26 protein-coding genes are annotated in these 24,096 nt (G+C 58.6%); 2 read left to right on the top strand and 24 right to left on the bottom strand.

The genetic code is table 11. The annotated features are described in order from the left end of the window. Positions 1–22 precede the first annotated feature (22 nt). Positions 23–541 (top strand): lipocalin family protein, encoded by a 519-nt coding sequence (locus CPAR_RS08465; RefSeq protein ID WP_012502900.1) that lies wholly within the window; start codon positions 23–25, stop codon positions 539–541. A gap of 64 nt (positions 542–605) precedes the next feature. Here CPAR_RS08465 and cydC read toward each other — a convergent pair whose 3' ends face one another. From cydC to CPAR_RS08435, 6 genes are all read right to left on the bottom strand, one after another. Then, positions 606–2,324: a thiol reductant ABC exporter subunit CydC gene (gene cydC, locus CPAR_RS08460; RefSeq protein WP_012502899.1), complete on the bottom strand. Its 1,719-nt coding sequence runs from the start codon at positions 2,322–2,324 to the stop codon at positions 606–608. After that, positions 2,321–4,063: a thiol reductant ABC exporter subunit CydD gene (gene cydD, locus CPAR_RS08455; protein WP_012502898.1), complete on the bottom strand. Its 1,743-nt coding sequence runs from the start codon at positions 4,061–4,063 to the stop codon at positions 2,321–2,323. The genes cydC and cydD overlap by 4 nt, the downstream gene beginning before the upstream one ends. Positions 4,064–4,261: 198 nt before the next feature. After that, the gene (cydB, locus tag CPAR_RS08450) at positions 4,262–5,284 is read right to left on the bottom strand and encodes a cytochrome d ubiquinol oxidase subunit II (protein WP_012502897.1); all 1,023 of its coding nucleotides are present in this window, start codon (positions 5,282–5,284) and stop codon (positions 4,262–4,264) included. Between the two features lie 18 nt (positions 5,285–5,302). Next, positions 5,303–6,658, bottom strand: coding sequence for a cytochrome ubiquinol oxidase subunit I (locus tag CPAR_RS08445; protein ID WP_012502896.1), 1,356 nt, complete (start codon positions 6,656–6,658; stop codon positions 5,303–5,305). A gap of 328 nt (positions 6,659–6,986) precedes the next feature. After that, on the bottom strand, positions 6,987–7,424 hold the full coding sequence (locus CPAR_RS08440) for a c-type cytochrome (protein WP_012502895.1): 438 nt from the start codon (positions 7,422–7,424) through the stop codon (positions 6,987–6,989). Positions 7,425–7,630: 206 nt separating this feature from the next. Next, entirely contained in the window at positions 7,631–8,311 is a 681-nt protein-coding gene (locus CPAR_RS08435) for a sulfite exporter TauE/SafE family protein (protein WP_012502894.1), read from the bottom strand. Between CPAR_RS08435 and CPAR_RS11085 the strand changes: the two genes are divergently transcribed. Next, complete coding sequence (locus tag CPAR_RS11085; RefSeq protein ID WP_156773420.1) at positions 8,310–8,516, top strand: hypothetical protein; 207 nt, start codon at positions 8,310–8,312, stop codon at positions 8,514–8,516. The genes CPAR_RS08435 and CPAR_RS11085 overlap by 2 nt on opposite strands. Before the next feature lie 24 nt (positions 8,517–8,540). On the opposite strand, the gene ccoS is transcribed toward CPAR_RS11085, so the two are convergent. The 18 genes from ccoS to CPAR_RS08350 all read right to left on the bottom strand — a co-directional run bounded on the left by ccoS (position 8,541) and on the right by CPAR_RS08350 (position 24,045). Further along, positions 8,541–8,714 (bottom strand): cbb3-type cytochrome oxidase assembly protein CcoS, encoded by a 174-nt coding sequence (gene ccoS / locus CPAR_RS08430; protein WP_012502893.1) that lies wholly within the window; start codon positions 8,712–8,714, stop codon positions 8,541–8,543. 10 nt (positions 8,715–8,724) lie between these two features. Next, a complete protein-coding gene (locus tag CPAR_RS08425) occupies positions 8,725–11,148 on the bottom strand; it encodes a heavy metal translocating P-type ATPase (protein WP_012502892.1) in 2,424 nt (807 codons plus the stop codon). Next, positions 11,135–11,566 (bottom strand): hypothetical protein, encoded by a 432-nt coding sequence (locus CPAR_RS08420; RefSeq protein ID WP_041466340.1) that lies wholly within the window; start codon positions 11,564–11,566, stop codon positions 11,135–11,137. The genes CPAR_RS08425 and CPAR_RS08420 overlap by 14 nt, the downstream gene beginning before the upstream one ends. Continuing rightward, the gene (locus CPAR_RS08415; RefSeq protein WP_012502890.1) at positions 11,545–11,982 is read right to left on the bottom strand and encodes a FixH family protein; all 438 of its coding nucleotides are present in this window, start codon (positions 11,980–11,982) and stop codon (positions 11,545–11,547) included. Before CPAR_RS08415 ends, CPAR_RS08420 begins: the two co-directional genes overlap by 22 nt. Then, the gene (locus CPAR_RS08410; RefSeq protein ID WP_012502889.1) at positions 11,979–13,091 is read right to left on the bottom strand and encodes a 4Fe-4S dicluster domain-containing protein; all 1,113 of its coding nucleotides are present in this window, start codon (positions 13,089–13,091) and stop codon (positions 11,979–11,981) included. Before CPAR_RS08410 ends, CPAR_RS08415 begins: the two co-directional genes overlap by 4 nt. Before the next feature lie 105 nt (positions 13,092–13,196). Further along, on the bottom strand, positions 13,197–13,661 hold the full coding sequence (locus tag CPAR_RS08405) for a c-type cytochrome (protein ID WP_012502888.1): 465 nt from the start codon (positions 13,659–13,661) through the stop codon (positions 13,197–13,199). A gap of 38 nt (positions 13,662–13,699) precedes the next feature. Beyond that, on the bottom strand, positions 13,700–13,864 hold the full coding sequence (locus tag CPAR_RS10825; protein WP_012502887.1) for a cbb3-type cytochrome c oxidase subunit 3: 165 nt from the start codon (positions 13,862–13,864) through the stop codon (positions 13,700–13,702). After that, positions 13,861–14,532 (bottom strand): cytochrome-c oxidase, cbb3-type subunit II, encoded by a 672-nt coding sequence (gene ccoO, locus CPAR_RS08400; RefSeq protein WP_012502886.1) that lies wholly within the window; start codon positions 14,530–14,532, stop codon positions 13,861–13,863. The genes CPAR_RS10825 and ccoO overlap by 4 nt, the downstream gene beginning before the upstream one ends. 24 nt (positions 14,533–14,556) lie before the next feature. After that, a complete protein-coding gene (locus CPAR_RS08395) occupies positions 14,557–15,957 on the bottom strand; it encodes a cbb3-type cytochrome c oxidase subunit I (protein ID WP_012502885.1) in 1,401 nt (466 codons plus the stop codon). A 328-nt stretch (positions 15,958–16,285) separates the two neighbouring features. Continuing rightward, entirely contained in the window at positions 16,286–17,350 is a 1,065-nt protein-coding gene (mtnA, locus tag CPAR_RS08390) for an S-methyl-5-thioribose-1-phosphate isomerase (protein ID WP_012502884.1), read from the bottom strand. A gap of 28 nt (positions 17,351–17,378) precedes the next feature. Next, positions 17,379–18,200: a purine-nucleoside phosphorylase gene (locus tag CPAR_RS08385; RefSeq protein WP_012502883.1), complete on the bottom strand. Its 822-nt coding sequence runs from the start codon at positions 18,198–18,200 to the stop codon at positions 17,379–17,381. A 166-nt stretch (positions 18,201–18,366) separates the two neighbouring features. Next, positions 18,367–19,056 carry a YggS family pyridoxal phosphate-dependent enzyme gene (locus CPAR_RS08380; protein WP_012502882.1) on the bottom strand — a complete coding sequence of 230 codons (690 nt, stop codon included), beginning with the start codon at positions 19,054–19,056 and terminating at the stop codon, positions 18,367–18,369. 11 nt (positions 19,057–19,067) lie between these two features. Further along, positions 19,068–19,556: a peptidylprolyl isomerase gene (locus CPAR_RS08375; RefSeq protein ID WP_012502881.1), complete on the bottom strand. Its 489-nt coding sequence runs from the start codon at positions 19,554–19,556 to the stop codon at positions 19,068–19,070. Positions 19,557–19,583: 27 nt separating this feature from the next. Further along, complete coding sequence (locus tag CPAR_RS08370) at positions 19,584–20,273, bottom strand: tetratricopeptide repeat protein (protein ID WP_012502880.1); 690 nt, start codon at positions 20,271–20,273, stop codon at positions 19,584–19,586. A gap of 110 nt (positions 20,274–20,383) precedes the next feature. After that, positions 20,384–21,163: a TatD family hydrolase gene (locus CPAR_RS08365; RefSeq protein WP_012502879.1), complete on the bottom strand. Its 780-nt coding sequence runs from the start codon at positions 21,161–21,163 to the stop codon at positions 20,384–20,386. Between the two features lie 2 nt (positions 21,164–21,165). Further along, complete coding sequence (lspA, locus tag CPAR_RS08360) at positions 21,166–21,648, bottom strand: signal peptidase II (RefSeq protein ID WP_012502878.1); 483 nt, start codon at positions 21,646–21,648, stop codon at positions 21,166–21,168. An 87-nt stretch (positions 21,649–21,735) separates the two neighbouring features. Continuing rightward, positions 21,736–22,626 (bottom strand): shikimate dehydrogenase, encoded by an 891-nt coding sequence (locus CPAR_RS08355; protein ID WP_012502877.1) that lies wholly within the window; start codon positions 22,624–22,626, stop codon positions 21,736–21,738. Between the two features lie 21 nt (positions 22,627–22,647). Beyond that, positions 22,648–24,045, bottom strand: a complete 1,398-nt coding sequence (locus CPAR_RS08350) for a tetratricopeptide repeat protein (protein ID WP_012502876.1) — start codon at positions 24,043–24,045, stop codon at positions 22,648–22,650. Positions 24,046–24,096: the final 51 nt, after the last annotated feature.

Raw genomic sequence — 24,096 nt, 5'->3', positions numbered from 1 at the left:
CTGAAAAAACGGGAGAACACCGATGAAAAAACTTTTATTGCCTTTGCTCTTGTGGATGGTTGCGCTTGCCGGGTGCGGCAGTGCGCCGAAGGGGATTGAGGCGGTCGATAACTTCAAGCTCGATCGCTACCTCGGCACCTGGTATGAAATCGCCAGAATCGACAACTGGTTCGAGCGCGGCTCCGATCACGTCTCGGCCACCTACACCCTCCGCGACGACGGCAAGGTTCAGGTGCTCAACAAGGGCTACTATCCCGAAAAGAAAAAGTGGAAAACCGCCGAAGGCAAAGCCAAATTCGCCGGAGATCCGAACGTCGGAGCGCTCAAGGTCTCATTCTTCGGCCCCTTCTACGGCCCGTATACTGTTTTCGCTCTCGACCACGAAAACTACTCGTGGGCAATGGTCACCGCCTCCAGCCGCGACTACTTCTGGATTTTAGCCAGAACTCCGCAGATGGACGACGCGCTCTACCAAAAGCTCCTCGAAGAGGCGAAAGCGCAGGGCTTCGACACATCGCGGGTTATGAAAACGCCGCAGTAGTTGACTCGGTGGGTTGCATGGATGTTGTGGAAATCATTGCAATAATGTCCACAACATCCTCTTCTCATGCTTTCCGTTGGTGTTGCAATTTCCACATTCCGGCATAGAACCCGTCGCTTTTCAGCAGTTCTTCGTGGCTTCCTCGCTCAATAGCCCTGCCTTCGTAGAGCACCACAATTTCGTCGTAGCGCTCCATCCGGTGGAGGTTGTGGGTGATGGCGAGCACGGTCTTGCCATGGCTCGTGCGGTCGAGGGTGTCGAGGAGGGCTTGTTCGGTGAGGGCGTCGAGGTTGGCCGTGGCTTCGTCGAGCACAATGATTGGGGCGTCTTGCAGAATCATTCTCGCCACCGCGAGGCGCTGGCGTTCGCCGCCGCTGAGGTTCATGCCGTGCTGACCGGCCCAGTCGTCAAGGCGGCTTTGCAGGTCGCCGAGTCCCGACAGGGTGAGGGCGTTGCGGAGCTGCTCGTCCGTGGCTTCGGGTGCGGCGAGGAGCAGGTTTTCGCGGATGGTTTGGCCGAAGAGGTAGGTTCGTTGCGAAACGACCGCGATGTTGCGGCGCAGCTCTTCGGGGTCAAACTGGTCGATGGTTTGTCCGCCAATCGAAATGCTGCCCTGCGTCGGATTCCAGAAGCGCACCATGAGCGAGGTGATGGTCGATTTGCCTGCGCCGCTCGGGCCGACAATCGCGATCCGTCCGCCCTGCGGCACGCTGAACGAAACGCCGTCGAGCGCGGGGCGATCCGAGCCGGGGTAGGTGAAGGCGAGGTTTTTGACTTCGATGCCGGTCGTTTTTGGGAAGACTTCCGGGCGTTCGGGCGCGGTGACTTCGGGCTTGGCATCGATGATCTCGAAGAGTCGTTCGCCTGCGCGGACGTCAGCCTCGATGTTTTGCACCGAGCCAGTGAGCGGTAGGAACGCCTCGAACGAGGCCATGACGCCGAACACCACCGATGCGAGCGTGATGGCGCTCGTCGCGCCGGTTCGCACCATCGGTAGCATCGAGTAGAGAATCCAGATCACCGCCCCGTTCATCGCAAGTCCGGTAAGCGATTCGTGCAGCCCCTCGATGAAAGCGGCCCGCTTCTGCAACGTGAGCTTTTTTACTTCAGCCTCATGCAGCTTTTCAGTGTAGTCGCCGACCATGCCGAAGACGCGCAGTTCGCTCATGCCCTGCACCATATCGACCGCGAGCACCTGCTGTTCGCCCTGGAGCGCAGTGATGCCGCGCGCCGTGCCGGCGGCGAGCCGCGCGGTCAGCACCGGCACGGCAAGTCCCGCGAAGAGCTGGCTCGCGAGCACGCCTTCGGCGGCGGTGGTTGACCAGTGGCCGACGATGAACCACATCAGCAGCGTGACGAGCGCAGCGGTGACAGGTGGGGCGAGCACGCGGGCGTAGATGTTTTCGAGGCTCTGGATGTCATCGACGATCCGCTTGAGCAGGTCGGCACTGCGGTACGAAGCGAGCCGGGCCGGGGCGAGCGGCTCGACGGAGTCGTAGAACCAGACGCGCAGGCGGGTGAGAATCTTGAAGGTGGTGTCGTGCGAAATGAGCCGTTCAGCGTAGCGGATGACGCCACGCGAAATGCCGAAAAATCGCACGCCGGTGATGCCCACCTGCAACGCCGAGAGCGCGGGCATGAGCGCGGCGGTGGTAATCAGCCAGGCGGAGGCCATCAACAAACCGATGCCGCTGCCGATGGTGGCGAAGCCGATCAGCGCGGCGAGCAGCATCCACCAGGCAAAGGGGCGCGTCAGGCCCGCCAGTCGCAAAAAGGTTTTCATGCCGCAGCCTCCTGCATCGACGAGAACACCGCTTCGCGGTAAAATCCTTCATTTGTCATCAGCTCGTCGTGCGTGCCACTCTGCACGATGTGGCCACTGTCCAAAACCACGATTTTGTCGGCGTTACGGATGCTTTCGAGCCGGTGGGCGATCATCACCACCGTGCGCCCGCGCATGAGCACCTCCATCGCTTTGCGGAGCTGCGCTTCGAGGATCGGGTCGGTGTGCGAGGTCGGCTCGTCGAGCAGCAGGAGCGGCGCGTCTTTCAGGAAGGCGCGGGCCAGTGACAGCCGTTGTGCCTCGCCGCCGCTCAGCCGTGCGCCCTCTTCGCCGATCATCGTCTCCAGGCCGTCGGGCAGCGAGCGCACCATGTCGAGCAATCCGGCCTGTTTCAATGCGTTATCAATCTGATCCGGCGTGGCGTCGCGCCGGGCCATCAGCAGATTTTCGCGGATGCTGGCGTTGAAGAGGAACGGGTGCTGCGGCACCCAGGCGATCTCTTGGTACCACGAATCGAGACTGAACTCTCGTGCTTTGCGGTCGCCGATTGAAATCGCGCCTTCTGAGGGTTCGATGAAGCGCAGAAGCAGGTTCATCAGCGTGCTCTTGCCTGCGCCGCTCGGCCCGGTCAGGGCGGTCACGGTGCCTGGCTCGATAGTGAGGCTCACGCCGTCGAGCGCTGGTTTGTCGCTGCCGGGGAAGCGGTAGTCAACTCCATCAAAAACAATCGGTTGCGACGAAATATCACTGGCGGTCAACTCGCGCGAACCCGCTTCGGGAATCTCGGCGGAGCGGTCGAGAATTTCGTGCATCTCCTTCGAAGCGGTTACGCCCTCCATGCCCGCGTGGAACTTCGTGCCGAGCTGGCGGAGCGTGAGGTAGAAATCCGGCACGAGCAACAGTGCGAAGAAGCCGGGGCGGAAGGCGAGATGGCCGCCGAGCATCCGCACGCCGATGCTCACCGCCACCACCGCCGTGCCGAGCGTGCCGACCAGTTCGAGAGTCAGCGACGAGAGGAACGCGATTTTGAGCACCTGCATCGTCGAGTGGCGGAAATTCTCGCTCGCCTCAGCAATGCCATCGCGCCGCGTTTTGGCCTGCGCGAAAAGCTTGAGCGTCGAGAGGCCCTGCAACATGTCGAGGAAGTGGCCGCTCATGCGGCTCATGGTGTTCCACTGCTTTTCGGTGGCCGCGCTGGCCCGCTTGCCGATCAGAATCATGAACACCGGAATCAGCGGCGCGGTCACGACGAGAATCACGCCCGACAGCCAGTCCGCCGGAAAGACCGCCGCGAGGATCACCACCGGAATGATGAGCGCCAGGAAGAGCTGCGGAATGTACTGGCTGAACCACGCATCGACCGACTCGACGCCCTTGAGTAGCGTGGTGACGATGCGCCCGCTTTGCCCTGAGCGGGTGTAGGATGGCCCGAGCGCCGCCACCGTGCCGGAGAGCCGTTCAGTTAACGTCTTGCGGATGGCGAGCGTGCCAGCTTTCGCCGCGTGATGCCCCGCCCAGCTGAAGAGCACGCGCAACGTGCTGAAGAGAGCGAACAGCCCAACAAGCGGCGCAATCGCGGCCCACGCCGGGGCGGCGCGGAAAACCGTGTCGATCACGCCGCTCAGCACCCACGCCTGCGCCACGAGCATCAGCGCTGCCGCCGCGCCCGCGAGGCCCGAAACGAGAAAAGGCCGCTTCTGTTCAGCAAGCAGCCGCATGAGGTTCCGGTCAATGTTCATCGCGACTGGGCTGTATCGGAAGGAATCGGTTGAGTAATCATGCGTGGATTTTGGGACTTCAACATGGGAACCATGGTAAAGAATTCCCATCCTCTTTGCAACAGGGCGATTTCTGATTGAATCATCAAATGTGAAAGAAAGATAACAAAGAAGGGCGACCAACCGGTCGCCCCTACAGAAAGAAAATGTGTTGTCAGCTCAATACTCCATCTTCGAGTCTTTCGTTACGCGCTGGCGGAAGACCCAGTAGCTCCAGCCCTGATAGAGCAGCACGATCGGCACGAAAATCGCCGCGACCGTGGTCATGATGCCGAGGGTGTACTGCGACGACGAAGCGTTGTAAATCGTCAGGCTCCAGTCGGGATTGGTGCTCGAAACCAGCACTCTCGGGAAGAGTCCCATGAAGATGGTGATGGTCGAGAACGCAATCGAAACGGCGGTCATGACGAACGCCCAGCCGGATGCGCCCTTGTTGAGCAGCACGATCACCGAGAGCAGTGCGAGCACGCTGAAGATCGGGATTGCGCCAGGGTTGACGCCGAGGCGTGCGAACAGGTCGGTTTCCACGAAGGTGTAAACCGCAAAGACCAGCGAGAGCACAGTAGCCGGAACCCAGAGCTTTTTGGCCAGCCCCATCGCGCGTTCGTGGAGGTCATCGGTAGTTTTGAGCGTCAGGAACACCGCACCGTGCAGCGTGAAGATCATCAGCGAGGCCAGGCCGCAAGCGAGCGCGTACGGGTTGAGCAGGTTGAAGAAGCCGCCAGTGTAGTTCATCGTTTCATCGATCGGCACGCCACGGATGAAGTTGGCCATCGCTACACCCCAGAGCAGGGCAGGAATGGCGCTGCCGAGGAAGATGCTCCAGTCCCAGAAGCTGCGCCACGCCGGGCTGTCGCTTTTGCTCCGGTACTCGAAGGCCACGCCACGAAAAATGAGTGCCACCACCATGAGCAGAAGCGCAAGGTAGAAGCCGCTGAACAGCGTGGCGTACCAGTGCGGGAACGCGGCGAAAATCGCGCCGCCGGCCGTGATAAGCCACACTTCGTTACCGTCCCAGAATGGGCCGATGGTGTTGATCACCGCGCGGCGATCGAGGTCGTCTTTGCCCATGAAAGGCAGCAGGATGCCGACGCCGAAGTCGAATCCTTCGAGAATGAAGAATCCGGTAAACAGGACGGCGACCAGGACGAACCAGATTATCTGCAATGTCTGCAAATCCATTGTTTTCTCCTTTTCGGTTTATTCAGCGCCGTGAAGGCCAGCCGTTGCATATTTTTTCAAGAGAAACACATCCACCAGCGTCAGAGCACTGTAGATGAGCGTGAACACTACGACCGAGGTCAGCAGTTCAGCGCCGCTAACCACCGATGCGGGCGTGACTGCCTGCTCGGTTTTGAGCAGCCCGACCACGATCCACGGCTGGCGGCCCATCTCGGTCAGAATCCAGCCCGCCGAGTTGGCGATGAAGGGCAGGATGAACGCCGAGAGCAGCAGCGCACCGGTGAGCTTGCCGAAGGTATAGTCCTCGCGGATCACCTTGAAAAGCGCCACCGCAGCGGCCAGCAGCATCAGCGTGCCGGCGCCAACCATGAAACGGAAGCTCCAGTAGGCGGTGATGACCGACGGAATGTAGTCGCCGGGGCCGTATTTGGCGACGGCCTCTTCCTGAAGTTCGCTGAGGCCCTTGACCTCACCCGAGAATTTGTTGTAGGCAAGGAACGACAACATGGCAGGTACGCGGATCGAGAAAACGTCCTCCATCTTTTCTTCGTCACCAATGGTGAAAAGCGAGAAGCTGGCTGGATCTTCAGAGTGCCAGAGCGCTTCGGCGGCGGCCACTTTCATCGGCTGGTTGTGCACCATCTCCTGCATCTGCGTGTGACCGGCGAGGCTGACCAGCAGCGAGCCGATAAACGCGTAAATTGCACCGAATTTGAGCGAGGTCCTGAACTGCTCCTCGTCCTTGGTCTTTTTCATCAGGTGCCAGGCGCTGACCGCGATTACGAGAAAGCCACCCGTGGCGATTCCGGCGGTGATCACGTGCGGGAACTGCAACCAGACGTAGGGGTTGAAGAGCAGCTCCGAGAAGCTGGTCATTTCAGCGCGTGAGCCGTCAGCGGCCATCTGGAAGCCGACCGGAGACTGCATGAAAGAATTGGCGACCAGAATCCAGAGCGCCGAGAGGTTCGAGCCGATGGCTACCAGCCAGATGGCGGCGGCGTGCAGCCCTTTAGGGATGCGATCCCAGCCGAAGACCCAGATGCCGAGGAAGGTCGATTCGAGGAAGAAAGCGAGCAGCGCCTCGATGGCGAGCGGCACGCCAAAGATGTCGCCGACGAAACGGGAGTACTGTGACCAGTTCATGCCGAACTGGAACTCCATGACAATACCGGTAACGACGCCGATGGCAAAGTTGATGAGGAACAGATGCCCCCAGAATTTGGTCAGCTGACGGTACTTCTCCTTGCCCGTCCTGACCCATGCGGTTTCCATGATCGCCGTGAAGATGGAGAGTCCGAGGGTAAGCGGTACGAAGAAGAAGTGGAACACCGACGTCAGGGCGAATTGAAGCCGCGCAAGAAAGAGTGTGTCCATTTTTACTTAATGAATGGTTGATGTGTGGTTGTTATGAGTGATAACGATTTCCAAAACCTCGCGTGAGGCTGAAAAATTCACTGATGAGGCTATTTTTTTATTTTAACGATTGTTACGGGTGCGGGAGGTCGTAGGTTTTTCCGTTAAAAAGTGTGGTCAGAGAGGAGTTGTCCAGATCGGTATTGTCGTTTTTCTCGTTGTCGAAATAGATTTGAATGAATGAGCTGGTGCCAGAGATGCTCAGTTTATCGATGAATCAACCGAACGGTTAGTTCGCAAATATCCATCGTTTTGGGGCTTATTTTTCCAGAACGATGGATGCAGCAGTTCACCGCAGACTTTCAATGTAGGCGATGATCTTGCTGATTTTGTCGTTGCTGAGCTGTTTGCCAAATGCGGGCATACCGGCTGGTCGGCCTTTCTCGATCGACTTGTAGATTTTTTCAGGGGTCGAGCCGAATTTGAGGCGTTTTCTGAGGTTCGGGCCGATGGCTCCTCTGGCGTCGCTCAGGTGGCAGGCGGCGCAGTGGGTTTCATATTCAGCCTTGCCTGCGGCGATGGCGTCGGGATTGTCGATGTACCGCCCCGGACCGGCTGTGGTCTCCGTTGCTGTACTCTGTTCGAGAGCTCCCATCACCTCCGGATCGATTTTCCGGGGCAGAACCTCTGTATTTTGCGGGGGTTGAAAGACCACATACACGATGGTCAAAACAAGGATACCGAAAGAGATGACCAGCCATCCTTTCGATTTTCCGGATTCGCTCATGCTTTTCTCCTGTTGTTGCTGTTGCCCCGGTGAGTCCATAGACTTTTTTCGAGTCGCAGCGATGTGCTATTCGAGCAGTTTTGTGAAGAAAACACCGGCGGCCTGCTCGTCGTTCATGTTTGTGTCTTTGAATTCTCGGAGCGTCAGCGCTTGATTTTCAAATCCGATCTCGATAGCGATTTTAATCTGGATCTGGATGAGAGACGCTAACCTCGAAATGCGCCGTAGATGAACCAGATGCCGGTGAGGATCATGATGATGCCTGCCAGGCGGTAGAGGCGCTGGCGGGTCTTTTCGCCGATCAGGGTTGCAGTTTTGCCGACGAGTAGCAGCGCCGGGGCAGTGCCGATGCCGAAAAGCAGCATCATGAGCGCGCCCAGCACCATACCTGCAAAGTGGTCGGGAGCGTCCATCGCGGCTCGGGCAGCGGCGAGCAGGGCGGTGTAGGTGAGGCCGCAGGGCAGGAAGCCGAGCACGATGCCGAGTGGAAACCAGGCGCCTGCTGAGGCCGGGCTTCTGAACAGTTCCACTGTCTTCCTGATGAACGGTGTGGAGGGGTTGCAGCTCATCAGGCGCTGACCAAAGGGCAGCCAGCCAGCAGAGGCCAGACCCATCAGCACGATGAAGAGGCCTGAGAGCGCCATGACCGCAGTCTGGATCGGGTCGATCGAGGAGGCGAGCGACAGGAACGATCCGGTTACGCCGACCACCGCACCGAGGATGGTGTAGGTCGTCACCCGTCCGAGGTTGTAGAGCAGATGGTGCCCGAGGCCGGGCTTGTGCTGGCCGAGCGAGAGCGCCGCAACCAGCGGCCCGCACATGCCGATGCAGTGGCCGAAGCCGCCCGCCAGTCCGGCCAGCAGCATTGCAAGCAGTTCACTTTTCATGGTTGCGATGGTTTATTCCTCCATTGTATTGATCGAAATCGTTCTTGCACTTGCCTTTTTTATTCCATTCCATAACAAATATGCATCATTATCGGGCTTGTGGCATTTCAGTCCGTCATTCCCGCGAAAGCGGGAATCCATACGCTTGTTTCAGATTCTGGATTCCCGCCTGCGCGGCAATGACGAGGAAACGGCATTTTATTGATGCATGAATGATCTGGAGTTGGAATCACTTGTCCATTTTCTTCGGCTTGTTCTGCACCTCGTCGTCATCATCGAGCATACGGTACTTGGGCGCTTCCGGATCGTCAAGCTGTCCGCTGCGTACTGCCCAGAGGAAGAGAGCCCATCCGGCAAGGCCGATGACGAAGCCGATGCCTATGAGAAAGAAGGTGCTTGCCATGATTGCAGGTTCAGAGTTTTCGGAGTCGGAGCGAGTTACTGACCACTACGAGCGAACTGGTTGCCATGAGGAGCGCTGAAACAATCGGGTGCAGCACGCCGGTGACGGCCAGCGGCAGGGCGATCAGGTTGTAGCCGAACGCCCAGGCGAGGTTCTGGCGGATGATGGCGAAGCAGCGGCGAGAGTGGGCGACGAGCGTGTCGAGCAGCGTCAAATCGTCGTTCATGATGGTCACTCCGGCGCTGTCGATCGCCACCGCCGTGGCCGTGCCGAACGAGACGCCAGTGTCGGCTTCAGTAAGCGCCGGGGCGTCGTTGATGCCGTCCCCGGCCATCAGCACGGTTTCGCCCGAGCGCTTCAGCTCCCTGATCGCTTCGGCCTTGCCGAGCGGATCGAGGCCGGAGCGCACTTGCGTGATGCCGCATTTTTCGGCGATGTAGCGTGCTACGCCAGCGTTGTCGCCGGTGAGGATCATCAGCCCCAGTCCTTGCGCCCGGAGTGCCTCGATCATCCGTTCGGCATCGTCGCGCAGGTCGTCGATCAGGCCGAAGAGGCCTGCCACATGGCCGTTGCAGGCGACGAGCACCGTGGTCTTCCCCTCGGCTTCGAGCCGGTCGGTGGTTTCGAGGCATTTGTCGTCGAGCGTCACCCCTTTCTTTTCGAGCAGGACGCGTGAACCTGCAAGCCACGTTTCGCCCTCGATTTTTCCTGAGACTCCCATGCCGGGAATCACCCGGAGTCCGTCGAGCGGCAGCCTCTCGCCGAGCCATGCGTCGGTGATTGCCTGACCGGCCGGATGGCTCGACCACGCTTCGAGCGAGGCGCAGCACTGCATGAAACGGTTGGAAATGCCGTAGTCGAAAGTGTCGGTCACGGACGGCTTGCCGCGCGTGATGGTGCCGGTTTTGTCGAGCACGACGGTGGTGGTTTTGGAGACGGTTTCGAAAATATCGCCACCCTTGACGAGGATGCCTTTGCGGCTGACCGCCGTGGTGCCGACGAGGATCGCCAGCGGCGTTGCAAGCCCCAGCGCGCAGGGGCAGGCGATCACCAGCACCGAAACGGCGGTCATGAGCGCCGTTACCGTCGGCGCTCCGTCAATCCGCCACCAAGCGAAGGTGCCGGCCGCAAGAAGGATGATCGCTGGCACGAACCATCCAGCAACGCGGTCGGCCACGCCCTGGATCGGGGCTTTGCGCGCCTGCGCCTCCTCGACGGTGCGGATGATGCCAGACAGCAGCGTTTCGTGCGCATTGCCCGTGACCGACACCAGCAGGCGTCCGGTGATGGCCAGCGTGCCCGCATAGACCGTGCTGCCCGGCGCTTTGGCTACGGGCGCTGACTCGCCGGTGAGCATCGACTCATCGACATCCGACTCGCCTGCCGTCACCGTGCCGTCCAGCGGCACCCGTCCGCCGGGTAGAACCTCGATCACCGCGCCTGCGTTGATCTGTTCGAGTGGTGCCGGGGCTGCGTGCCCATCCTCTCCGACCAGCAGCGCTTCGGATGGTTGCAGGTCGGCCAGTGCCGCGAGAGCGCTGCCCGCCTTCAAACGCGAACCGGCTTCGAGGAATCGACCGAGCAGGATGAAGGTGATAATCATCGCCGAGGTGTCAAAGAACACTTCGCCGCCGGTGAAGATCATCGCCACGCTGTAGAAGTAGGCCGAGAGCGAGCCGAGCGCCACCAGCGCGTCCATGTTCAGCGATCGGTTTCGTAGCGAGCGCAGGGCGTTGGAGATGAATGGCCAGCCGGAGTAGAAGACCACCGGCGTGGCCAACGCCCAGGAAATAATCTGGAAAGTCAGGCGGTAGGTGGTTTCGATGCCCTGAAAAAAGCCTGCGTAGAGCGCGGCGATGATGAGCATCAACTGCATCGAAAAGAAGCCCGCCGTGCCGAAGCGCAGCAGCAGGTCGCGCTTTTCCTCCGTGAACGCCTCGACCTGCGCACCATGCCGGACCGGGCGTGGAAGGTAGCCAAGGCCTGCGAGGGTGTTCAGGATCGTCTCAAGGGTGATCTCGCCGGTACGCCACTGGATAGTCGCCCGGTGGGTTGCGTAGTTTACCCTCGCCGAGACGATGCCGTCGAGCCGCGCCAGCGCCTTTTCAACCAGCCAGACGCACGAGGCGCAGCGGATGCCCGAGAGCAGCAGATCGATCTTGCTGGACGAGCCGTCGTTGCGAACGTTACCTTCGAATTCCCGCGCATCCACTTTGCCGAACGCCGGGCGGCCCGGTTGCCAGTCGCAGCGCTGCTGATAGAAGGCGTCGAGCGACTCGCTGTGAATCAGTTCATAGACGCCGAGGCAGCCGTGGCAGCAGAAGTATCGTGTTTGCCCGTCGATCACTGCTGTGACGGCTGCCGAGTATTCCATCTCCTGCTGGCAGTGGTCGCAGTGGAGCTTTTCTTTGTTTCGCCGTTCAGTCACGGACATTGAAGGTGAACGCGGGATTGCCGAGTTCCGGCGAGAGGATGGTCGCCTGCCAGAGTTTGCGGCCACTCATGCACTTGACGATCAGCCCTTTGCCGACCCATGCGCCGTCCGCCTGCCGCTTAAGGGTGACCTGGTTTTTGCCCATCATCATGCCCGGCATGGAGAGGTCGATCACAAGGGTTGCGGGAAGCCCCTTGGCCGGTTCTGCGTTCACTCTGAAGGTCAGTTCCTGCATGTGCCTGACCGGCTTCGGGTTGATGTCGAGCGTTACCTGCCGCTCTCCGGCCTGCTTCGTGCAGGGGGCGGTGTGCAGGATGTTGCTGTCGCCGATCTGCTCTGCTTTGAGCGCGGCGCTATTGAGCGTCATTGCGGCGAAGAGGGCGATCGGAGCAAGCATCAATGAACGTCGTAAAACCATGATCTGCTGCTGTTGAGAGTTGATGATTCGAAGTCGAGCCTGACCAGCCATTTGCCTGCCGATGCCACGAACGCTTTGGCCTGATAGACTCCCGGAGCTGTTTCGTACATCGGGCAGGTCTGGTCACCCGACTTGCTGGAGATGTTGCCGATAAAGAGCTGGATTTTGGCGTTTTTCAGCGGCTTGCCGCCTTCGGTGAGCACGAAGGTCAGCTCGTTTTCGCCCTGCCGGATCGATGCCGGCGCTTCGATGCCGATGCCACGCTTTCTTTCCTCACTTTTCTGGCTGAACCAGCGTTTCTGTTTAAGGTAATAATCGCTTTCGACAAGTCCCTCGGAGGTGCGGAATGCAATGAAAATCCCGCTGATCATGGCTACGAGAAACAGCCCGTAGAGTGCCGCGATGAAGAGTTTCATAAAAATCCGGCCTCCTTTGTGATGCTGATGCCGTCGCCGTGCAGGGTCAGCGATACTTCGTCGGGTTTTCCGCTCGCCCGGAGCAGTACTTTGTTCCGGATGACGCCGAAAGGCGCGATCGAGATGGTGCGCTCACCGATGAGCGTGATGCCTTCCGGGGCGTCGAGTTCGAGTTCAAGCGGCTTGCTGCTGTTGTTGTAGATCGTGTAGGCGTAGCGGTTCAGACCAGCGGGCAGTGGCTCCTGCACACGGCTGAGGGTGAATTCAACCGGCGGGCGCATGGCGAAGAGCAGCACGACCACCAGCGCCGAGGCTGCCGTCAGACCGCCGAGCAGGAAGGTTTTCGGGCGCATGATCCGGCCTTTGTAGTTCGGGAAGGGCGGAAGGTCGCGTTTGCTGCTCTTCAGCCAGCAGGCGTCGATGCACTCGGCGCAGGCGATGCAGCGGTTGCTGAGCCCCTCCTTGATGTCGATGCCGACCGGGCAGGCGCGCACGCAGTCGTCGCACTTCATGCAGGTCGAGTCGCGCGACTTGTCGTATTCGATCACCAGCGTATCCTTGTCGAACAGCGCGTTCTGCATCATGGCGTAGGGGCAGATCGAGGTGCAGAACCCCCTGCCGAGCAGGGCCAGTTCCATCCACACCAGCGCCCAGAGTACGATGAAAAATCCCGCAATTAACGGCGATGAAAAGAGCCCGGCGATTGCCTCAGCCGGGGGCACGAAGTACCAGATCATGGTGATGGACACCAGCGCCGAAAGCGGTACGAGCACCAGCTTGCCGATAAGGTTGCGGTGCTTCTGCCCGATGATCGTCGCCAAGCTGCCGGTCAGGTCGAGCAGTACGGTCTGGGGGCAGAGCCAGCCGCACCAGACCCTTCCGAAGATCACCGTGACCGTAGCGATGAAAAACAGCAGGAAGAGCGTTGCCGCGAGGATAAGGTAGAAGTCGCCGATCCGGATGATCGTGCCGAAGAAATAGAGGTTCAGTTCACCGATGTCGAACCGCAGGGCACTCTGTCCGTTGATTTTCAGGAACGGAAGCCCGGTCAGCAGAATGGCCTGCGCGATTGCCGCCGCTCGCCGGTATCGTCTCCAGACAGGTTGCATGGTGATCGGGGGAGTTGGTTCAGAGGGTTGGAGCGACGGAATACTTTTCTTTTAGAAGACGCCGCCGCTCTGGAATTGGTTCCGTGGGCGGCGGCGCGGCACAGGTCATCGCAGGCTTTCGATGAAGGATATGATTTTGCAGACCTTGTCGTTGCCAAGCTGCTGGCCGAACGGCGGCATGCCGCCCGGACGACCGTTGGCAATCGATTCGTAGAGGTCTGCGGGCGTCGAGCCGAACTTGAGCTTTGTCTTGAGGTTCGGGCCGATTCCGCCGCTGGCGTCGGCCATGTGGCAGGCGGCGCAACTGGTCTCGAACTCCGCCTTGCCAGCCGCGATCGCATCGGTCTTGCCGATATAGCGGCCCGGATCGGATGAGGAGGCCGCCGCCACCGCCTTTTGCTTACCGGCCTTCATTTCATCCTCGAAAATCTTGTAGAACGACCAGCCCGAAATGGCGGGGGTGAAGGAGGCGATGTACCAGACGAGAAAGATGATCATGCCGATAAAAAAGGCCATCCACCCTTTCGGGATTTTGTTGTGGCCTTCGTGCGGTACTCCGGAATCGTTCATGCTGCTCTCCTGCTGTCGATGTGGGTTATAAAGGTGTTTTACCGTTGATGCTCTTGCTCTTCTTCGTCCTTGTCCAGCATCCGGAACTTCGGTTCCTCGACCTTTTTCTTGCGCTTCGGGTTGTAGTAATAGAGAATGATTCCTGCCATGACGAGCGCAAGCATTATGGTGAAGGCAACGTAAGCGATCTGTTCCCAATTCATTGTTGCGCCCCCATTGCCTTGACGTCGCGCCCGAGCTTCTGCAGGTAGGCGATGATGGCGTCCATTTCGGTCAGCTCGCTCTGCAGGGCCGGTGGCGTTACCAGGTCGCGGGTGGCTTTAGAGTCGTACTCCGGCGAGGTTACGCGCTGCTTGTAGTCGGCGATTTGTTGCTGTACCTCTGCTTCGCTGTAGCCGTAGCCGAGGATTTCGCACTTTCTGTACGAGTTCGAGGTGTCGAGCTTGTTGGCGGCGAGCCAGCCGTAGGGCGGCATGTTGGAGAGCGCGAACATCGACTGCGGGCTGTGCATGTGCTTGTAGTGCCACGAATCGGGGTATTTGCCGCCGACACGGTTCAGGTCGGGGCCCGTGCGGCGCGACCCCCAGAGGAACGGGCGATCCCAGGCGAACTCCTCGGCTTTCGAGTACTCGCCGTACCGCAGCACCTCGGTGCGGAGCGGCCGGACGGTCTGGGTGTGGCAGTTGTTGCACCCTTCCCGAATATAGAGGTCGCGCCCCTCCTGCTCGATGGCCGTGTAGGGCTTGACGAACCGGCTCACCGGCTGGGTCGAAGGCATGAACATCGGCACGAACACCGTCACCACCGTTCCGACGAGGATGACCAGTGCGGAGACAACCGCAAAGAGCAGCGGCTTGGAATTGATTCCCATGATCAGAACTCCTGAATTTAAACGTTATGCTTCGGCGGTTTCAGTGGTTTGCGGTGCTTGCCTGACCGTCTGGAAAATGTTCCAGGCAAAAATCAGGATGCCGGCGAAATAGACCAGTCCGGCGGCAAAGCGCATCCGGTAATAGGGATAGAGCGATGTCAGCCCGTCGAGGAAGCTGTACATGAGCGATCCGTCGGGATTGGTGGCTTTCCACATCGCGCCCTGCTGGATGCCGCCGATCCACATGGTGATGGTCCAGGCGAGCTGGCCGACGAGAATCAGCCAGAAGTGAATGTTCGCCAGTTTGATGCTGTAAAGCTCACGACCGCTGATTCTCGGGATCATGTAGTAGAACGAGGCCGAGATAATCATCGTCACCCAGCCCATCGTGCCCATATGTACGTGGCCGATCACCCAATCGGTGTAGTGGAAGAAGGCGTTGAGCGTCCGGAGTCCCTGCAGCGGGCCCTGCAAGGTCTGGAGGCCGTAGAAGGTGATGCCGAGAATGAAGAATTTGGTCAGATAATTGGTGCGCATCTGCTCCCAGTTGCCCTGCAGGGTGTAGTAGCCGTTCACCACCGAACCCCACGACGGCGCGATCAGAAAGATGCTGAAGGCGATGGCCACCGTCTGGATCCACTCCGGCAGCGGGGTGAGCATCAGGTGGTGCGCGCCCGTCCAGAGGTAGGCGAAGATCAGCGACCAGAACGAGACGATCGAGAGCCGGTGGCTGTAGATCGGCAGGCCCGTGGCCTTGGGCAGGAAGTAGTAGAACATGGCCAGGATCGGCACGGTGAAGATGAAGCCCACGATGTTGTGGCCGTACCACCACTGCACATTGGCATCGTTGTTACCTGCGTAGATGCTGTACGATTTGAAGAGCGTGACCGGAATTTCGAGGTTGTTGACGATGTAGAGCACCGCGATGGTTACGGTCATGGCGATCAGGTACCAGAGCGAAATGTACATCTGCTCTTCGCGGCGCTTGATCAAAATGGCGAAAACGTTGATGGCGAACATTACCCACATGACCACCACGGCGATGTCAAGCGGCCATTCGAGTTCGGCATACTCCTTGGTGGTGTTCATGCCCGCCATGAGGGTGACGGCGGCAGCAGCGATGATGAGGTTGAAGAAGTACATCTGCGCCTTGGCCAGACGGGGGAAGGGCAGCGGGGTGCGCGTCAGGCGCTGGAGCATGTAGTAAGCGGTAGCGAAGATGCCTGAAAGCCCGAAGCCGACGCCGAGGCCGTTGGTGTGCACCACGCGCAGGCGTCCGAAGCTGAGCCAGGGCGTCAGGTTCAGCGACGGATCGAACATCTCGAACGCTATCCAGAGCCCGATAATCAGCCCTACGATGAGCCAGAAGAGCGCCGAATAGGCGAAACCCCGCACGATGGAGTAATCATAACCGGAATCGTTCATGCCCTTCTCCTCAAGAGTTCTGGTTGATAAGATGGCGTGAGAGGGCACGACTGTTCGACTGTTTTTTCCGGTTTCGGAAAGATGCTGGCGACAACTCTTTCAAAAGCGGGAAAGCGCAGGATCAGGGATGTCCTCAGTGACTGAATGGTGGCGGCAACAGTACAAAGTACAGATATGATAACAATCGTTTATCAAAAGTACGGAAACGATCTTGTTCATGAAAGATGAATCTGTCCCGGCGACAGGCTGGTGGCTGAAGCCGTAAACGCACAAGGCCCCCTTTGTGAGGGAGCCTTGTTGCCTATCGATCTTGTCAGTCCAGACCGGTTCAGCCGTTGACGACCCTGGTCAGTCCTTCGTTGTAGTTGCCCACGACGGCCTCTTTCTCGGTGATGATGCCGCGGATGAGGGTGCCGGGGGTGACGTCGAAAGCATAGTTCACCACCGGGGTGGTCGGGGTGGCGACCTGCGTGCCGAAGATCTGGCGCAGTTCGTCGGCGTTGCGCTCTTCGATCGGAATCTCCGAGCCTTCGGCCATGGTGATGTCGATGGTCGAGACCGGAGCCGCGATGTAGAACGGCAGCCCGTGGTACTTCGCGCTGATGGCGTGGGCGAAGGTACCGATCTTGTTGGCCGTGTCGCCGTTGGCCGTGATGCGGTCAGCGCCGGTGACGGCAAAGTCGATCATGCCACGCTGCATCAGAATCGCCGACGAAGAGTCGGAAATCGAGGCGAACGGAATGCCATCATGTTCCAGTTCCCAGGCGGTGAGGCGCAGGCCCTGCAAGAGCGGGCGGCTCTCGGCGGAAATCACGCGCTCGATCAGCCCTTCCTGATACGCCAAGCGGATGACGCCAAGCGCCGTACCGATGCCGCAGCAGGCGAGCGTGCCGGTGTTGCAGTGGGTGAGTACGTTGAGCTTGCGGGTCTTGAGCACCTCGGCGAAATCCTGCTTGATGAGATCGACGCCGTGGCGCGCGATCTTGTCGCAGTTGTCGACTTCGTCGTTGTAGATTTTGTGCGCCATGTCGGTCATCTTCGCGAAGAGCGTTTCGAGCGAATCGTTCTCGAAGTTGGCGTCATAAACCTCCTGCATTTTTTTCGTGGCGAAGAAGAGGTTTACGGCGGTCGGGCGCGAAGCGTTCACATCGGCGATCAGCTTCTCGAAATAGGCCGGGAAGCCTGCCTTGTCGCCCGTGTATTCGTTGATGCCGAGCACGACCGTGTAGCCTGCCGAAGCGCCGATAAGCGGAGCGCCGCGCACGGCGAGGGTTTTGATGGCTTCGATGGCTTCCTGGTGATCCTTCGTTTCAACATGGATCTCCTGCAGGGGCAGGAAGCGCTGGTCGAGGTAACGGAAAGTGCCGTTTTTAAATGAGATAGCGTCTATCATGAGAGAACAGGTATTGCCTTGTTAAGGATTAAAGATTGGCTACGACGTTCCTGAAAATGGTGGTCATGTTCGGCTCGGCGCGGTTGGAGACTTCGATGATCTCTTCGATACCGACAGGAACGAGGCAGTCCGGGAAGCACTCGTCGGTGACGATGGACATGCCGAACACCTCGGTGCCCTGGTGCACGGCGGCGATCACTTCCGGTACGGTGGACATGCCGACCACGTCAGCGCCCAGCGTCCTGAGCATGCGGTACTCGGCGCGGGTTTCGAGGCACGGGCCAGAGACGGCGACGTAAACACCGCGCTGCACCTTGATGCCATTTTCGAGTGCCACTTTCTCTGCGATTTCGAGGATTCTCGGCGAGTAGGGAGCGCACATGTCGGGGAAGCGGGGGCCCATTTCAGGATCGTTCGGGCCGATCAGCGGGTTGCCGCCGAGCAGGTTGATATGGTCGTCGATGAGCATGATGTCGCCTTTGCTGTAGCCGGGGTTCATGCCACCGCAGGCGTTGGTGATGCCGAGGGTCTTCATGCCGAGCTGCTTCATGACCCTGATCGGGAAGACGATCTGCGTCATCGAGTAGCCTTCGTAGTAGTGGAAACGGCCCTGCATGGCAACGACCTTCTTGCCAGCGAGGGTGCCGAAAATCAGCTTGCCGTGATGGGTTTCAACCGTCGAAATCGGAAAATAGGGAATGTCGGCATAATCGAGCGAAAAATCGATTTCGATCTCCTTGACCAGTCCGCCAAGGCCGGTTCCGAGCACGATACCTACCGGATATTCAGCCGTAGTTTTTTTTCTGATGAATTCAACGGCTTCCCGGATTTTCTGCCTTTGTTCAGTCATGATATTCCCTGTGGTTTTGATGGATTTAAAACGGCATGCAAAAAAGACATTAAATATAAGCAGCTACGGGGAGAGATGAAAGGCGGGGAGGAGTTGATAATTGACAGTTGACAGTGGATAAATGCAACAAGAGCAAGTGAGGAGGCCAGCTCTTTCAATTATCCATTTATCGCCATCCGAAAATTGCCGTTCCGATGCGGATCATGGTGGCGCCTTCGAGGATGGCTTCCTCGAAATCGCCGCTCATGCCCATCGAAAGCTCGGAGAGCGCGGCTGGTTCGGGAGCGTTGTTGCGGATCATGTCGAGGGTTTCGCGCAGCTCCGAGAATTCGCGGCGTGCGGTGTCCGGATCGGGCGAGGCGATGGTCATCAGTCCGCGCAGGCGCACGTTCGGCAGAGCGAAGCACTCTTCGGCGGCCTGCAACACCGAGTCGGGACCGAGGCCGTACTTCGTGCCTTCGCGCGACACGTTCACTTCAAGCAGGAAATCGACGTTCAGCCCGTGCTGAACCGCGCGTTTGGACAGCTCCTCGGCGGTCGAAACCTTGTCGATGCCGTGCACCATCGTCACCTTGTCGACGATCTGACGAACCTTGTTGGACTGGAGGTGTCCGATGAAGTGCCACGAAACCGGCAGGCCCGACAGCTCGGGCGCTTCGCACTTTTCGAGGAACTCCTGCACATAGCTCTCCCCGAACTCCCGCTGTCCAGCCTCCCATGCTTTGCGTACGGCGGCGGCACTTTTGGTTTTGGAAACGGCGATGAGAGTGACCTCATCCACACTTCGGCCCGCTTTGCGGCAGGCCTCGGCGATCTGTTCCCTGACGGCGGCGAGGTTCGAGGAGATGCTTTCCATGACAGGTTCGTTCAGGCGGTTACCGGGGTGATAGTTTCGATGGTGACCGGTTTGATCGGGTTGTCGCGCATGTCGGTATCGACAGCCGCAATCGCATCGACCACGTCGATTCCGGACTCAACGACGCCGAACACGGTGTACTCGCCATCGAGGAAGTTGTTGTCGGCCTGGTTGATGTAGAACTGGCTGCCCGACGAGGCTTTCTGCGGGTTGTTATCCCTCGCGGCGGCAAGCGTTCCTTTCTTGTTGGAGTGCTTGATTTCAGCCGGAACGCGGTACTCGGGGCCGCCGGTGCCGTGCATCATGCGTTTGTCGTCGTGGCGGGAGAGCGGATCGCCCGACTGGATCATGAAGCCCTCGATGACCCGGTGGAACCGGATGCCGTCGTAGTATTTTTCGTCAACGAGTTTGATGAAGTTGTCGCGGTGCTGCGGGGTGTCGTCGTACAGGGAGATCGCAATGTCTCCCATGCTGGTCTTGATAATGAATTGTGCTGGCATGTTCTGCTGTTTGAGTGTCGGAAAAATTCAGAGTTGCGGAATCGGGACGCCTGCGCCTTCAAGACGCCAGAGAGTGCGGTTGGCGACCACAGCCGAGCTGGTTTCGGGCCAGGATTTGATGACCTTTTCAAGCTGTTTGACCGCTTCGGCAGGTTGCTCGTCAAGCACGTAACTGTCTGCGGCCTTGTTGAGGTACATCGCCTTGAGGGCTTCGTTTTCAGCCGTTTCCGATGCTTTTGCGTATGCGGTTGCGGCTTTGGTGAATTGCTTGTCCTGCACGTGGCAGGCGGCAGCTCCGGCGATTGCTGCGGCTTGGAGATCCTTGTTGTCGCTCTTGACCTTTTCGTAGAGCGCAAGCGCTTCACTGGTCTTGCCATTGTTGTACCAAAGCGTTGCCAGATAAAGCCTGGTTTTGTTGCCGCTCGGCGTGTAGCCCCAGCGCTTGATGATGGTTTGCATGTTGCTTACCAGCTTCGCGTTGTCAGTATCGCCGGTTTCGCTTGCCACTTCGATAGCAGGGATGAGCTTCGACAGTGCAGCCGAGGCCTGCTGTTCATCGACGCGGCTCTTCTGTAACCAGTAGAAACTTCCGCCCGCCGCAAGCAGAATGACCGAGACGAGGATGATGATTTTATTTTTATGGAGCATGACGATTTCAAGCCAGCCGTCGGCCAGCGTTGAATCATCAAACGCGTTCTTGTTCTGCGTGGTGTTCATGTTGTTCTGTGATCTCGTTTTCTGGCAGGTCGCCCAGCCGTTTTCCGGCTGCTGGCGTCGATCAACCTACGTAAGTTACCATGAATTTCAAAATCCGGCCATAGCATCAGTTACGCAATGGCGAACAGCTCTTTTGCATTGCTGAACAGGGCTCCGGTGACCTCTTCGAACGGCTCAGGACGAAGGTCGGCGATTTTGTTGACGGTGTGCTTCACGAATGCCGGTTCGTTCCGTTTGCCTCGTTTGGGAACCGGCGCAAGGTAGGGGGCGTCGGTTTCGGAAAGCAGGTCATCCAGACCGACGGCCTGTACCACTTCGGGCAGGGTCGATTTCTTGTAGGTAACGATGCCGGGAATCGAGAGTTTCAGGCCGAGCTCGATGCAGTGTTGCGCCATTTCGATGTCTCCCGAAAAGCAGTGCATTGCGCCTCTCAGCGCTGACGAGCGCTCTTCGCCGAGGATGCGCAGCATGTCGGGCCAGGCGTCGCGGCAGTGGATCACCACCGGCAGGTCCAGGCGAGTAGCCATGCGGAGCATTTCGCGAAACGCCTCCTGCTGAGCTTCCGGATGGTGGTCTGGCCAGTGATAGTCGAGCCCGATCTCGCCGATGCCGACCACCTTTTCCGATCGTGCCAATGTTTCAAGCTCATCATAACGATCCGGGCTCAGTTGAGCGGTTACCTCATGCGGATGCAGGCCGACATTGGCGTAGATAAAATCGTAGCGGTCGGCAAGTTCGATCGAACGACGGCTCGATTCAGCGCAGGTGCCGGGATCGATGAGTAGTCCGACGCCCGCCTCCCGGAGCCGCTCGATCACCTGCTCGCGGTCTTCGTCGAACTCCGGGAACGAGAGGTGGCAGTGGATGTCGGCCAGGGAGGACGACGTCATGGTTATCGCGGGTTGAAAATCTTATCGTGAAAGAAAAACAGCAGGCACGCGCCGATGGTGATGCACGCATCGGCGATGTTGAAGATCGGCCAGAGCGATACGTATTTGCCGAAAAGTGTTCCTTGGTAAATATCGAAATAGATGAAGTCAACAACATGGCCGAATATTAAGCGGTCAATGAGGTTGCCGAGACCTCCGCCCAGGATGAGCGCGAAGGTTAAGATGAACAACGGGCTGCGGTTTTGCGATATCCAGACATACCAAGTTAGCCCAGCGGAGATAGCGAGGGCTAACAGCAGAATGCCTTCGGGCGGTAGTAATCGCAACCCGAAAGCAATGCCAAGGTTTTCGGCGTACATAAGTTTGAACCAGTCCGGTACGAGCACGATCCCGTTGGGGAGGTCTCTTAGTACGTTGATCGCAAATAGTTTTGCGAAGCGATCGACGACGATGAATACCAACGTCAGGAGGTAAAATTGTACCATTGAAAAGAGTGTTAATGTTGGGGACGGGTGTATCGTGCATTCAAAACGTAAAATATCATCACCAGGGCTGATTTTCAAACCACTGGATCAGACATTTACGCTGATTTCGATTTCGTCGAGCACGGTTTTTCTGACGGTGTCGACGGGCATCTCCTGACCAGTCCAGATCGAGAAGGAGCGGGCTGCCTGGCCGATGAGCATCTCGATGCCCGAAATGGTCTCGGCGCCAGCTGCGCGTGCTTCGGCGAGCAGTGGCGTTTCGAGCGGATTGTACACCATATCATAGACGATCTGGCCTTCGTGCAGCAGCTTGCGTCTCGCTGGTACGACGCTTTGGATGGCGTCACTCCGCCCGGCTGTGCCGATGGGCGTTGCGTTGACGATGACGCAGCACTCGCCGAGTAGCCGTTCGCCATCCGGCGTGTCAAGCTCTGCGGTCAGGCAGGGCTCGACCAGCTCGCGGTGTGCGTACCCTTCGAGCATCGCTTCGGCTTTTTCGAGATTCCGAACCATGAGCCGTACCGACGAAGGGTGGAAGTGGAGTCGAAACGCCTCGACAGCGGCGAGGGCAGCTCCGCCATTTCCGAAGATGCAGACCGGCTTGCCGTGAATTTGCTCCGCCATCGGCAGCAGCGGCGCGGCGAATCCGGCGATGTCGGTATTGTGCCCAGTCAGGCGGCCATTGTCGTTAACGATGGTGTTCACCGCGCCGATGGCCTGCGCTTCCGGTGACAGCTCGTCAAGGAATGGGACGACGGTTTTCTTGTACGGAATGGTGACGTTGAACCCGGCGATGCCGAGCGCGCGAGCTCCGGTGAGGGCGTTGCCCACCAGTTCCGGAGCGGCGATATTGAAGATGGTATAGATGCTGGGAAGTCCGAGGGCCTGAAACGCCGTGTTGTGAATCAGCGGCGACCACGAGTAATCGACATTCCTGCCGATGAGTCCGAAAACCTTTATTGCCTGCCGTTTTGACACGAGGAGCGTTGAACCTTCGGTTCAGGAAATGTCGAGCAGCCTGCGCACCGCATCCTGCTGATAAAGTTCAGGGAAGGTGCTCTGGAAGAGCTGCTTCTTGTCAGGATCGATCTTGAAGGCTTTGCTGAGCGCCTTGACCGTGCTCTGATTGTCGCCCATCGCGAAGTAGGTTGCGGCGATCTCGAAGTGCGCTTCCGCCGAGAACGGTTGCAGCGAGATGGACTCTTCGAGGGCGCGGATGGAGTCGTCCATTGCACCGGCCTCGCGCAGCACCATCGCATAGTCGAGCCAGATCTGTGGGCTTTCCGGCTCCAGCGGGATGATGGTTTCGTAGGTGCGGCGTGACTGGTCGAGCCGACCGAGGTTGTATTCGATCTCCGCCTTGAGCAGAAGGAAGTCGAGGCTTTCCGGTATTTCCGAAAGTGCATGGCCGATGGACTCCAGGGACGCTTCGTACTTTTCCTGAGCTTCGTAGCAGCAGGCGAGCGCGAACCAGGCGTCGGCGAACTCGGGGTTCAGCTCGATGCAGCGGTTGTAGCAGGCGATGGCCTGTTCGTACTCTTCGAGCTCTTCCCTTGCGATGCCGAGATTGTAGAGCGCGTTGATTTCGTCCGGTTCGATCTCAAGGGTTTTCGAATAGCTTTCGGCAGCCTCTTCGATTCTGCCTGTGATGGCCAGCACATTGGCGCGGTTGTACCATGCCGAGCTGAAATCGTCCGAAATGGCCAGCGCCATGTCGTAAGCCTCAAGCGCTTCGCTGTAGCGTTTGAGCTTGCTCAGTACAAGGCCCTTGTTGTACCAGGCGTTGATGTTGTACGGATCGAGATCGATGGCTTTGTCGTAAGCGACGAGGGCTTCGTCCAGCTTGCCGAGGATATCGCGCGAATAAGCCAGCTCGTACCAGGCCTCGGCGAACTCCGGGTCGAAGCTGAGGCTGTGGCTGAAATGGCCTTCGGCCTCATCGAACCGTTCGAGTCGCTGGAGAATGAGCCCACGATAGAAGTGCGTCTCCTTTTCGGTGGTCGAATCGGTCACGACCCTGTCGATTTCATCGAGCGCCTCTTCGAGCTTTCCGGTATTGAAGTACGCCAGCGCGAGGTTGAGGGTCATTTCGCTATCTGCGGGGCTGAGCACCATGGCGTGCTGGAACGCTTCGAGCGCTTCGTCAAACAGGCTGTTGAGCGTCAGGCTGTTGCCCAGGTGAAACCAGGTTTCCGCATTGTATGGGGCGAGTTCTTCAAGTCGGCGGGCTGCAACAAGCGACTGATCGTACACGCCCTCTTCGTTGAGGCGGGCGATCAGGTCGATCAGTTCTTCGGGATCGTGGATTAAATCGGGGTCGGAATCCCCTTCCGGACGGTATGGAAAATCTTCCGCCGAATAGTTCTGGTCATCATCAAAAAAATCAAGCAGACTCATACACGCTTTTTCAAGCTTTCACGATCATAAAAAATCACACGAGAAAATATA

This window comes from Chlorobaculum parvum NCIB 8327 (assembly GCF_000020505.1).
GTDB lineage: Bacteria > Bacteroidota > Chlorobiia > Chlorobiales > Chlorobiaceae > Chlorobaculum > Chlorobaculum parvum_A.
This window is presented reverse-complemented; position numbering and strand designations above follow the sequence as displayed.